Here is a 12,396-nt window from a genome sequence, read left to right as displayed (position 1 = left end):
TTACAGCATGACCCGGCGGAAATCCGCCAGCAGCTTGGCCAGTTCGGCGTTGAAGCGGGTCGCCAGGGCGCCGTCGATGACGCGGTGGTCGGCGGAGAGGGACAAGGGCACGATCAGGCGCGGCACGAATTCCTTGCCGTTCCACACCGGCTTCATGCTGGACTTGGAAACGCCCAGGATGGCCACTTCCGGCGCATTGACGATGGGGCTGAAAGCCGTGCCGCCGATGCCGCCGACGGAAGAAATGGTGAAGGTGGCGCCCTGCATGTCGGCGGGCTTCAGCTTGCCGTCCCGGGCCAGCTTGGCCAGTTCGCCGGTTTCCTTGGCGATCTCCAGCACGCCCTTCTTGTCGGCGTCCTTCAGTACCGGCACCACCAGGCCGTTGGGCGTGTCGGCGGCGAAACCGATGTGGTAGTACTTCTTGTACACCAGGTTGTCGCCATCCAGGGAGGTGTTCAGTTCGGGGAACTGCTGCAGCACCTTGACGCAGGCCTTGATGATGAACGCCAGCATGGTCAGCTTCTGGCCGCTCTTTTCGTTTTCCTTGTTCAACTGCACCCGGAAGGCTTCCAGGTCGGTGATGTCCGCGTCCTCGTGGTAGGTCACGGCGGGGATCATCACCCAGTTGCGCGCCAGGTTGGCGCCGGAAATCTTCTTGATGCGGGAGAGAGGCTTGGCTTCGATGGGGCCGAACTTGGCGAAGTCCACCTTGGGCCAGGGCAGCAGGTCCAGGGAGCCGCCGCCGGTGATGCCGCCGCCGCCCACCTGGGTGGGGGCCACGGTCTGGCCGGACATGACGCCCTTGATGTAGGCCTTCACGTCTTCGGCCTGGATGCGGCTCTTGGGGCCGGTGGCAGTGACCTTGGAGAGATCCACGCCCAGTTCCCGGGCAAAGGCGCGCACCGAGGGGGAGGCGTGCACCTTGCCGCCCAGGGCCAGGCCGTAGGGCGCGGCAGCGGGGGCCGGGGTGAAGGGCTTGGTGGGCGCGGGGCCGTCCAGTTCCGGCGGGATGACCGCGGGGGCGGCCGGTGCCGGTGCGGCAGCCGCAGGGGCTGCAGCCACGGCGGCCACGGCACCGGCGGCGCCTTCCAGCACCACCACCACACTGCCTTCGGAAACCTTGTCGCCGACCTTGACGCGCACTTCCTTGACCACGCCGGCGGCGGAAGAGGGTACGTCCATGGTGGCCTTGTCGGACTCCAGGGAGCACAGGGCATCTTCCTGTTTTACCGTGTCGCCGACCTTGACGAACACTTCGATGACCGGCACGTCCTTGAAGTCGCCGATATCCGGCACCTTCACTTCCACCGGGCCGGAGGCGGCCGGGGCCGGCGCGGCGGCAACAGGCGCAGGGGCCGCAGGGGCTGCAGCCACTGGAGCCGGCGCAGCGGCCTGGGGCGCGGGGGCCGCCGCAGCGGCGCCGCTTGCGGCACTTTCCAGGATCACCACCACGCTGCCTTCGGCAACCTTGTCGCCGACCTTGATCTTCACTTCCTTGACCACGCCGGCGGCGGAGGAGGGCACGTCCATGGTGGCCTTGTCGGACTCCAGGGAGCACAGGGGGTCTTCCACCTTCACGGTGTCGCCCGGCTTGACGAAAATTTCGATGACCGGCACATCCTTGAAATCGCCGATGTCCGGGACCTTCACTTCAATGGTTTGGCTCATTGTTCTTCTCCGTCAGGCGATTAGCAGGTCTGGGGATTCAGCTTTTCGGGGTCCAGGCCGTACTTGACCAGGGCCGCAGCCACCTTCTCGCGCTCGATCTGGCCATCGTCGGCCAGGGCCTTGAGGGAGGCCAGGACCACCCAGTGGCGATCCACCTCGAAGAAGTGGCGCAGCTTTTCCCGGGTGTCGGAGCGGCCGAAGCCGTCGGTGCCCAGGGTGACGTAGCGGCGGTTGATGAAGGGACGGATCTGCTCGGAGTAGAGACGCACATAGTCGGTGGAGGCAATGACCGGACCGCGGGTGTCGTCCAGGCATTCTTCCACGTGGCTCTTCTTCGGCTTTTCCAGGGGGTGCAGCAGGTTCCAGCGGGCCGTGTCCTGGCCGTTTCGGGCCAGTTCGTTGAAGCTGGGGCAGGACCACAGGTCGGCTTCCACGCCCCAGTCGTTCTTTAGCAGCTCGGCGGCGGCCATCACCTCGCGGAAGATGGTGCCGGAGCCCAGCAGCTGCACGCGGGGAGCGTCGGAAGCGGCGCCCTTCTTGAACTGGTACATGCCCTTGACGATGTTGGCTTCGGCACCGGCCGGCATTTCGGGGTGCTCGTAGTTCTCGTTCATCACCGTCAGGTAGTAATAGACGTCCTCCTGCTCCTTGAACATGCGGCGCAGGCCGTCCTGCATGATCACGGCCACTTCGTAGGCGAAGGTGGGGTCGTAGGAGACGCAGTTGGGGATCAGGCCGGAGAGGATCAGGGAATGTCCGTCCTCGTGCTGCAGGCCTTCGCCGTTCAGGGTGGTGCGGCCGGCGGTGCCGCCCACCAGGAAGCCCCGGGCGCGCTGGTCGCCGGCAGCCCAGCAGAGATCCATGGTGCGCTGCAGGCCGAACATGGAATAACAGATGTAGAACGGCACCATCTGCACGCCGTGGGTGCTGTAGGCGGTGGCGGCGGCGATCCAGTCGGCCATGGCGCCGGCCTCGTTGATGCCTTCCTGCAGGATCTGACCGTCCTGGGATTCCTTGTAGAACATCAGCTGGTCGTGGTCCTGGGGCACGTACTTCTGGCCTTCCTGGTTCCAGATGCCGACCTGGCGGAACATGCCTTCCATGCCGAAGGTGCGGGATTCGTCCGGCACGATGGGCACGATGTGGCGGCCGATGTTCTTGTCCTTGAGCAGGGTGGACAGGACCCGCACGATGGCCATGGTGGTGGAGATTTCCCGACCTTCGCCGGTGGCCTTGAGCAGACCCTCGAAGGCGGAGAGTTCGGGCACCGCCAGGGGGGCGGCCTTTTCGCGACGCTGGGGCAGATACCCGCCCAGAGCCAGGCGGCGTTCCCGCATGTAGGTCAGTTCGGGAGAGCCTTCCTCGAACTTCAGGTAGGGCACCTCGTCGATCTTGTCGTCCGGCACCGGCAGGTTGAAGCGGTCGCGCATGCGACGCAGGGCCTCGTGGCCCATCTTCTTGGTCTGGTGGGTGGTGTTCTGGGCCTCGCCGGCCTCGCCCATGCCGAAGCCCTTGATGGTCTTGGCCAGGATCAGGGTGGGCTTGCCCTTGTGTTCGGTGGCGGCCTTGAAGGCGGTGAAGATCTTGAACATGTCGTGGCCGCCACGGTTCAGGGCCCACACTTCGTCGTCGGTCCAGTCGGCCACCAGTTCCTTCAGTTCCGGCGTGTTGAAGAAGTACTCGCGCACGTAGGCGCCGTCCTTGGCCTTGAAGGTCTGGTACTCGCCGTCCACGCATTCCATCATGCGCTTCTTCAGGATGCCCTTCTTGTCGCGGGCGAAGAGGGCGTCCCAGTGGGTGCCCCAGATCAGCTTGATGACGTTCCAGCCGGCGCCGCGGAAGTCGCCTTCCAGTTCCTGGATGATCTTGCCGTTGCCGCGCACCGGGCCGTCCAGGCGCTGCAGGTTGCAGTTGATGACGAAAATCAGGTTGTCCAGCTTTTCCCGGGCGGCCATGCCGATGGCGCCGAGGGATTCCACCTCGTCCACCTCGCCGTCGCCGAGGAAGGCCCACACCTTGCGGCCTTCGGTCTGCACCAGGTTGCGGCACTGCAGGTACTTCATGAAGCGGGCCTGGTAGATGGCCTGCAGGGGGCCCAGGCCCATGGAGACGGTGGGGAACTGCCAGAAATCCGGCATCAGCCAGGGGTGGGGGTAGGAGGAGATGCCCTTGCCGTCCACTTCCTGGCGGAAGTTGTCCATCTGGTCCTCGGTCAGGCGGCCGAGCATGAAGGCCCGGGCGTAGACGCCGGGCACGGAGTGGCCCTGGAAGAAGATCAGGTCGCCGCCGTGGTTGTCGGAGGCGGCGTTCCAGAACCAGTTGAAGCCCACGTCGTAGAGCACGGCGGAGGAAGCGAAGGAGGCGATGTGGCCGCCCACGTTGGTGTGCTTGTTGGCCCGTACCACCATGGCCATGGCGTTCCAGCGGATGTAGGAGCGGATGCGCTCTTCCAGGTCCGGGTTGCCCGGGTAGTTGGGCTGCTTCTCGGCGGGGATGGTGTTGATGTATTCGGTGGTGGCGCTGTAGGGAATGTCCACGCCTTCCTCACGGGCCTGTCCGATGAGCTTCTCGATCAGGTAGTGGGCCCGGTCCGGGCCTTCCTTCTCGATCACGCCTTCGAGGGCGTCGACCCATTCCTTGGTTTCCTGGGGATCGGCATCAACCGATTGGGGAACTTCGGGCAGTGCTGCCATGGTTTGTCTCCTATTTGGAAGGACGTTTTTTTGTTGCGCACCGGGTGGGGCGGCAACACCTAGCTTAGACCGAAACGATAGCTTCGCCTAGCGAATTTCCACATTGTAAAAACACAGTTCGTATTGTGCAACATTGCACTGCAACATAGAGCAGGACTGGGCCCGGGGTGCCTGGCAGTCTCCTCGGCGGGCTGGTGGCCCCGGCGAGGGCGGCTCAGGGCACGTGGCGCAGGCGTACGCCGTAGGCATGGACCACCCGGCCGCCGCGGACCTCGCCCATGACCGGGGTGTCGAGCCGGTCGATGGCTTCGTGGTCGTTGGGGCTGAAGGGGCGTTCGTAGATCTGCACCACCCCTTCCACCTTGTCCCGCAGGTTCTCCAGGGCCGCCTTCAGGCGCGGGCCGTCGGTGCTGCCGGCCTGGCGGATGGCGGCAGCCAGCAGCAGCATGGCGTCGTAGCCCTGGGCCGCGGCCGAAGGCACCGGGATGCGGGGGGCGCCGCTGGCTTTCAGGTAGGCGTCGAGGAACTGGCGTCGCTTCAGGGAGGTGCCCTCGTCGATGAAGGTGAGGGGCATGCGCGCCCCTTCCGCATTGGGGCCGGCGTTGTCGATGAAGGAGGACATGGAAAGGGTCCAGCCGCCGATGAGGGGCGCCTCCCAGTGCAGCTTGGCGCGGCCGTTGGCCAGGGCCGCCAGTTCCGGACCGATGCCGTAGGCCAGGATGGCTTCGGCGCCCGCATCCCGGGCCCGCTGCAGCTGGCGGGTCAGATCGATCTCGCCCAGGTTGAAATGCTCGATGCTGACCGGCTTCAGGCCCTTGGCGGTAAGGGCCTTCTCCAGGTCCTCCCGGCCCAGCTGGCCGTAGTTGGTGGTGTCGTGGATGATGGCCAGGCGCTTGAAGCGGCGCCGCTCCACCGCCTCCTCGACGATCATGGCCGCCTGGATGGCGTCGCTGTTGGAGACGCGGAAGACATAGTTCTCGGCGTAGTGGGGCTGCAGGAACTGCTTGGTGATGATGGAGCCGGTGGCCACGGCGGTGAGTACCGGAATGCGGGCATCCTGGAAGTAATGCTGGCTGGCCAGGGCCACCCCGGTATTGACGATGCCCACGGCGGCGGTCACCTTCATCTGCACCAGCTCCTGGGCGATGCGGCTGCCCCGCTGGTTGTTGGCCTCGTCGTCCCGCTCCACCAGTTGCAGGGGGCGCCCCAGGAGGCCGCCGCCGGCGTTGATCTCCGCCGTCGCCAGGCGGATGCCGTCGCGCATGGACAGGCCCATGGGGCTGGAGCCGCCGGTGAAGGGGCCGTACACGCCGATGCGGATCGGCAGGGGCGCCTGGGGGGCGGCCTGGGCCCAGGCGGGGGCCAGCAGCGCGATGGCTGCGGCGAGGAAGAGCGACAGTCGAGAAGGGAGGGCGGGCAGCATGGGTCGAGCCTACGGGATGGGTCGGGAGGGCGCCAATTCGGGTTATCCCGCAAGCCGCCATTATCCCATCGCCGCACCCCTCGCCGGGCCACCGAGCCACTGCCCATGCGATACTCAGGGTAAACACCAATGGCCCGGCGCTTGTACGGGCAGCGAAGATTGAGACCCGAATTGCCTCCCAGCGCCATGCCGGACCGCGCCGAACCTGCCTCCCTGCCGTATAAAGCCGCCGTTGCCCGGGGCGGGTGGTACTGGCTCGTCCCCTACCTGGCCATCGTCCTCTTCGCCCTCACCATGTTTGCCCTGGTGGGCTACATCGACAAGCGGGATGCGGACGAGCGCCGCGCCATGGTGGAGCGGGACATGCAGTGGGCCGACCAGACCCTGCGCCTGCACCTCACCGCCAACCAGGATTTCCTCGTCCAATTGGGGCGCAACCTGGCCGACGGCGTGCTCGACTACGAGGATTTCCAGATCCGCGCCGCCCAGCACCTGGCCAACAATCCGGAACTGTCGGTGGTGCTGTGGGTGGACCCCAAGGGCAAGGTGCAGTGGGTGGCGCCCTTCGAGGCCACCGAATGGGTGGCCGGGGAAAGCCTGGACCCGACCCAGCAGGACCGCCTGGCCGAAGCCCTGCGCGGCGGCCGGCCCCTCTACGGCAGCACCTACCGCAACCGCCAGGGCGCCGCCTACTTCGATCTGACCATCCCGGTGCAGCGCTGGCGCGAGGACATGGGCGCCATCGTCGGCATCTACAGCACCGACGGCCTGCTGCGCCATCCGGTGCCCACCTGGTTCACCGAAAAATACCGCCTCACCCTGGAAGACGGGGAGGGCAAGGAAGTGGCGGCCAATACGGCGGTGCGCCCCACCAGCAAGGAACTGGCCTACCGCCTGACCCTGGAGCCCCCGGCCAACGGCCTTTCCCTGCGGGCCATTGCCTACGCCACCGACGACGCCTGGTCCCGCACCCTGCCGCCCCTGGTGATCGGCGCCCTGACCCTGGCCCTGATCTGGAGCCTGGCCCTGCTGCGGCGCGACGTGCAGCGCCGCCTGCAGGCGGAGAAGGAGCGGGACCGGCTGTTCTCCCTGTCCCTCGGCCTGCAGTGCATCGCCACCCTGGAAGGCAAGCTGCGCCGGGTCAATCCGGCTTTCGAGCGGGTTCTGGGCTATCCCCTGGGTGAGCTGCGGGACAAGTCCCTGCTGGACTTCGTGCACCCGGACGACATGGCCCTGGTGGTGGACATGCTGCGTCATCTGGCGGAAGGGGCGGCCCAGGAATTCGAGTGCCGCTTCCACAGCGCCAACGGCCAGGACAAGTGGCTGCTGTGGAGCATCAACCCGGTGCCGGAGGAGAAGCTGCTCTACGCCGTGGCCCACGACATCACCGACCGCAAGACCGCCGAGCAGGCCCTCACCGACGAATATGCCTTCCGCAAGGCCATGGAGGAATCCGTGTCCACCGGCCTGCGGGCCATCGACATGGAAGGCCGCATCATCTACGTGAACCCGGCCTTCTGTCGCATGCTGGGCTGGAGCGAGGCGGAGCTGCTGGGCCTCAAGCCCCCCTTCCCCTACTGGCCGCCGGAACACGCCCGCCAGCTGGCCACCAACATCGAGCTGACCCTGGCCGGCCAGGCCCCCGCCAAGGGCTTCGAGCAGCGGGTGATGCGCAAGAACGGCGAGCGCATGGACGTGCGCTTCTACATTTCCCCCCTGATCGATGCCAACGGCAAGCAGACGGGCTGGATGGGGGCCATGACCGACATCACCGAGCCGAAGCGGGTGCGGGGCGAACTGGAACGCTCCCAGGAGCGCTTCATGGCGGTGCTGGACGGCCTGGATTCGGCGGTGTACGTGGCCGACGCCAAGAGCGACGAAATCCTCTTCGGCAACCGGGCCTTCAAGAGCATCTTCGGTTTCGACGCCGTCGGCCGCAACTGCTGGGAGGTGACCGAAGCCTGCCGGCCGCCGGTGGGCGCCTTCGACTGCGACCTGCGCCTGCTCTCGCCGGAAGTGCTGCCGCGCCAGCTGTTCGACGGCGAGGTGCAGAACAGCCTCTCCGGCCGCTGGTACCACCTGCACGACCGGGCCATCCGCTGGGTGGACGGCCGGGTGGTGCGGGTGCAGATCGGCACCGACATCACCGAGCGCAAGCAGATCGAGGAAGTGAACCTGCAGCAGCAGAAGCGCCTGGAGCAGACCTCGCGCCTCATCACCATGGGAGAAATGGCCTCCTCCCTGGCCCACGAACTGAACCAGCCCCTGGCCGCCATCGCCAACTACTGCATGGGCTGCGTCAAGCGCATGAAGGGCGGCGCCGCCAAGCCGGAGGAACTGCTGGGGGCCATGGAAAAGGCCAGCTTCCAGGCCGAGCGGGCGGGCAAGATCATCCGCCGCATGCGGGAGTTCGTGAAAAAGAGCGAGCCCAACCGGGGCCAGGTGCTGCTCGGCGACATCGTCGAGGAGGCCCTGGGCTTCGCCGAGATCGAGGCGCGCAAGCTGGGGGTGAACATCTGCGTGGATCTGCCGCCGGAACTGCCGCCCCTGTTTGCCGACCGCATCATGATCGAGCAGGTGCTGCTCAACCTGGTGAAGAACGGCATCGAGGCCATGCGCGACACCCTGCCGGCGGAACGCCGATTGACGGTGTCCGCGACCCTCCCGGACAATCACAGCCTGGAGGTGGCGGTGGCCGACCGGGGTCACGGCCTCGGCAGCACCACCGCCGAGGAACTGTTCGCCCCCTTCTACACCACCAAGCCCGAGGGCATGGGCATGGGCCTGCCCATCTGCCGGTCCATCATCGAGTACCACAAGGGCCGCCTGTGGGCCGACGCCAATCCGGGCGGCGGCACCGTTTTCCGATTCACCCTGCCTTTGGAGGAATGAGGCCATGACGCAACACAACAGCCAGGAGAGCGCTGCCGTCGCCTCAACCCAGTGTGTCTACGTGGTGGACGACGACGAGGCCATGCGCGATTCCATGGTCTGGCTGATCGAGTCCGAAGGCTATCCGGTACGCGCCTTTCCCAGTGCCGAGGATTTCCTCGCCGCCTACACCGACGGCCTGGCCGGCTGCCTGGTGCTGGACGTGCGCATGCCCGGCATGAGCGGCCTGGAGCTGTACGAGCGGCTGGCGGCCCAGCGTTCCACCCTGCCGGTGATTTTCATCACCGGCCACGGCGACGTGCCCATGGCCGTGGCGGCCCTGAAGAAGGGCGCCGCCGACTTCATCGAGAAGCCCTTCAACGATACGGACATGCTGCGCCTGATCCGCCAGTGCATGGACCTGGATACGGAACGCCGCGCCCGCCGGGCCCGGGAAAATTCCGTGGCCAGCCGCCTGGCCCAGCTCACCGCCCGGGAGCGGGAGGTGATGGACCGGGTGGTGGAAGGCAAGCTCAACAAGCAGATCGCCGACGAGCTCAGCATCAGCATGAAGACCGTGGAGGCCCACCGGGCCCGGGTCATGGAAAAGATGGGAGTGCGCTCCCTGGCCGAACTGGTGCAGTGCGCCCTGGAGTCGAGCCAGGCCGAACGCTGACGGGGCATGGCCGGGGAGGCAGGCGGGACGGCCCTGCCGGCGGTGCCTGCCCCGACAGGGCCGTGTTGACTGGGCCCTGGCTTGGGAGTCCAATCGCCCCCTGCCCCGGAAACGGGGATTTCCCCAATTTCATCTTGCGGGCCGGCGCGCTATCGTGGCGCCAACACTGCCCGGGAAAGAACCGTCATGCGCGTTGCCCTCTTCGTCACCTGTCTGGCCGACCTGATGCGGCCCAATGTGGCTTTTGCCGCCCTGAAACTGCTCAAGCTCGCCGGTTGCACCGTCGAAGTCCCCGAGACCCAGACCTGCTGCGGCCAGCCCGCCTACAACTCCGGCGACCGGGCCACCGCCCTGACCCTGGCGCGCAAGGTCATCGACGAGTTTGAAGGCTACGAATACGTGGTGCTGCCCTCCGGCTCCTGCGCCGGCATGATCCGCGCCCACTACGAAGAACTGTGCAAGGACGACCCGGCCCTGCTGGCCCGGGCCAAGAAGCTGGCGGCCTGCACCTATGAACTGACCGACTTCCTGGTGAACGTGGCCAAGCTGGAAAGCGTGCCCGGCGATTTCGCCGGCAGCATCACCTACCACGACTCCTGTTCCGGCCTGCGGGAACTGGGCATCAAGCAGCAGCCCCGCCAGCTCCTCGGCAAGATGGGCCAGGTGGAAATCAAGGAAATGAGCGAGGCCGAGACCTGCTGCGGTTTCGGCGGCACCTTCTCCCTCAAGTTCGGCGACATCTCCACCAAGCTGGCCGACAACAAGTGCGAGAACGCCTGCGCCACCGGAGCCGACGCCATCGTCGGCGGCGACCTGGGCTGCCTGCTCAATATCGAAGGCCGCCTGCGCCGCAAGGGCGACCGCAAGACCCAGGTGCTGCACGTGGCCGAAGTGCTGGCCGGCAAGCTCGACTAAATTCCTTTCACCCCGGCCCCGGCTGCCGCCGGGCGCCCTTCTTCCGCCTTCATCAGGATCCGCCATGGAAATCCATTCCAACGACTTCAAGGCCCGGGCCCGGGAGGCCCTGGCCAATCCCAACCTGCAGAAGGCCCTCAAGCTGGTGCAGGTGAAGTTCGTCCCCGGCCGGGCCGCCGCTGCCGCCGAGTTCGGCGACTTCGAGGCCCTGCGCGACGCCGGCCGCGACATCCGCAACCGGGCCCTGGAAAACCTGGACCTGTGGCTGGAACGCTTCGAGCAGGAGGCCACCCGCCGCGGCGCCCGGGTGCACTGGGCCAGGGACGCGGCCGAGGCCAATGCCATCATCGTCGGCATTGCCCAGGCCAACGGCGTGAAGAAGGTGGTCAAGTCCAAGTCCATGGTGAGCGAGGAGTGCGGCCTCAACGACGCCCTGGAGGCGGCCGGCGTGACGCCCGTCGAGACCGATCTGGGCGAGTACATCCTGCAGATCAACGACCACGAGCCGCCCTCCCACATCGTCGCCCCGGTGATCCACAAGACCCGGGACGAGGTCTCCGACCTGTTCCACGCCAAGCACGGCAAGCCCCGTACCGAGGACATCGGCGCCCTGTGCCGGGAGGCCCGGGAAATCCTGCGGCCCCACTTCCTCTCCGCCGACATGGGCATTTCCGGCGCCAACTTCCTGGTGGCCGAAACCGGCTCCACGGTGATCGTCACCAACGAGGGCAACGGCCGCCTGTGCACCACCGTGCCCCGCATCCACGTGGCCCTCACCGGCATCGAAAAAGTGGTGCCGACCCTGGAGGACCTGTCGGTACTGCTGCGCCTGCTGCCCCGTTCCGCCACCGGCCAGCCCATCACCAACTACGTTTCCATGAACACCGGCGTCGCCGGCAGCGGCGATAGCGACGGCCCGGAGCAGTTCCACATCGTCCTGCTCGACAACGGCCGCTCCCGGGTCCTGGGCTCCGAGCTGAAGGAGATGCTGCGCTGCATCCGCTGCGGCGCCTGCATGAACCACTGCCCGGTGTACCAGGCCGTCGGCGGCCACGCCTACGGCTGGGTCTATCCCGGCCCCATGGGCTCGGTGCTGACCCCCTCCTACGCCGGCATGGAGCACGCCCACGAGCTGCCCCACACCGCCACCGGCTGCGGCCAGTGCAGCGCCGTCTGCCCGGTGCGCATTCCCCTGCCCGAGCTGATGCGCAAGGAGCGGGAAATGCAGGTGGAGGCCGGCCTGCGGCCCTGGCAGGAGCGCCTCTCCCTCAAGCTGTGGGGCTGGAGCGCCAGCCAGTCCTGGCTCTACGGCATCGGCACGGCCATCGCCGCCCGCTTCCTCAAGCGCCTGGGCGGCGCCGACAAGCTGATCCACCGTCTGCCCCTGGGCGGCGGCTGGACCGACGGCCGGGACTTCCCGGCGCCGGCGGGCAAGACCTTCCGCGAGCTCTACCGCGCCCGCAAAAACCTGCACTGATAGGAGCCGCACCGATGAGTTCCCGCGACCTGATCCTCTCCCGCATCCGCGCCTCCATCGGCCGCGGCGCCCCGGCCGACGGTGCCGTGCTGGCGCCCCATCTGGCGGCCCGCACCCGGGGCCCCGCCCCCGGCGGCGCCTGGCGCGACAGCCGGGAAGGCCTGCTGCAGCGCTTCACCGAACGGGCCACGGCCCTAGCCTCCACGGTGGAACGGGTGCCGTCCTGGGCCGAAGTGCCGGCGGCGGCCGCTGCCTATCTTATTGCCCGGGAGCTGCCGACCCGGGCCGTGTGCTGGCCCTCCCTGGCCGACCAGGCGTGGGCTGGCGCCGGCCTGCAGGTGGAGGCCCGCCCCTCCCGGGGCGACGATCTGGTGGGCATCACTTCCACCTTCTGCGCCGTGGCCGACACCGGCACCCTGATGCTGCTCTCCGGCGCCGACACCCATGCGGCCACCAGCCTGCTGCCGGAAACCCACATCGCCGTGGTGCCGGTGGAACGGGTGGTGCCCCTCATGGAAGACGGTTTCGCCCTGCTGCGGGCGGAAAAGGGCGAGGCGCCCCGGGCCGTCAATTTCGTCTCCGGCCCCTCCCGCACCGCCGACATCGAGCAGACCGTGACCCTCGGCGCCCACGGGCCTTACCGGGTGCATCTGATCCTGGTGGGCTGAGTTCG

Annotated in this window: 8 protein-coding genes; 5 read left to right on the top strand and 3 right to left on the bottom strand. The window is 67.3% G+C overall.

The annotated features are described in order from the left end of the window. From aceF to OEL49_RS07120, 3 genes are all read right to left on the bottom strand, one after another. Positions 1–1,668, bottom strand: coding sequence for a dihydrolipoyllysine-residue acetyltransferase (gene aceF / locus OEL49_RS07130; protein ID WP_014236665.1), 1,668 nt, complete (start codon positions 1,666–1,668; stop codon positions 1–3). Between the two features lie 20 nt (positions 1,669–1,688). Beyond that, on the bottom strand, positions 1,689–4,361 hold the full coding sequence (aceE, locus tag OEL49_RS07125) for a pyruvate dehydrogenase (acetyl-transferring), homodimeric type (protein WP_014236666.1): 2,673 nt from the start codon (positions 4,359–4,361) through the stop codon (positions 1,689–1,691). Between the two features lie 214 nt (positions 4,362–4,575). Continuing rightward, the gene (locus tag OEL49_RS07120) at positions 4,576–5,784 is read right to left on the bottom strand and encodes an ABC transporter substrate-binding protein (RefSeq protein ID WP_014236667.1); all 1,209 of its coding nucleotides are present in this window, start codon (positions 5,782–5,784) and stop codon (positions 4,576–4,578) included. Positions 5,785–5,970: 186 nt separating this feature from the next. Here OEL49_RS07120 and OEL49_RS07115 point away from each other — a divergent pair, with 186 nt between their 5' ends. From OEL49_RS07115 to OEL49_RS07095, 5 genes are all read left to right on the top strand, one after another. After that, positions 5,971–8,676 carry a PAS domain-containing sensor histidine kinase gene (locus OEL49_RS07115; RefSeq protein ID WP_287874316.1) on the top strand — a complete coding sequence of 902 codons (2,706 nt, stop codon included), beginning with the start codon at positions 5,971–5,973 and terminating at the stop codon, positions 8,674–8,676. A gap of 4 nt (positions 8,677–8,680) precedes the next feature. Further along, positions 8,681–9,331 (top strand): response regulator transcription factor, encoded by a 651-nt coding sequence (locus OEL49_RS07110; RefSeq protein WP_014236669.1) that lies wholly within the window; start codon positions 8,681–8,683, stop codon positions 9,329–9,331. Between the two features lie 186 nt (positions 9,332–9,517). Continuing rightward, positions 9,518–10,246, top strand: a complete 729-nt coding sequence (locus OEL49_RS07105) for a (Fe-S)-binding protein (RefSeq protein WP_014236670.1) — start codon at positions 9,518–9,520, stop codon at positions 10,244–10,246. A gap of 64 nt (positions 10,247–10,310) precedes the next feature. Beyond that, entirely contained in the window at positions 10,311–11,723 is a 1,413-nt protein-coding gene (locus tag OEL49_RS07100) for a LutB/LldF family L-lactate oxidation iron-sulfur protein (RefSeq protein ID WP_287874315.1), read from the top strand. 14 nt (positions 11,724–11,737) lie between these two features. After that, positions 11,738–12,391 carry a LutC/YkgG family protein gene (locus OEL49_RS07095; protein ID WP_014236672.1) on the top strand — a complete coding sequence of 218 codons (654 nt, stop codon included), beginning with the start codon at positions 11,738–11,740 and terminating at the stop codon, positions 12,389–12,391. The last annotated feature ends 5 nt before the right edge of the window (positions 12,392–12,396 follow it).

The sequence above is a fragment of the Azospira sp. genome, from assembly GCF_030247495.1.
In the GTDB taxonomy this organism is placed as follows: Bacteria; Pseudomonadota; Gammaproteobacteria; order Burkholderiales; family Rhodocyclaceae; genus Azospira; species Azospira oryzae.
This window is presented reverse-complemented; position numbering and strand designations above follow the sequence as displayed.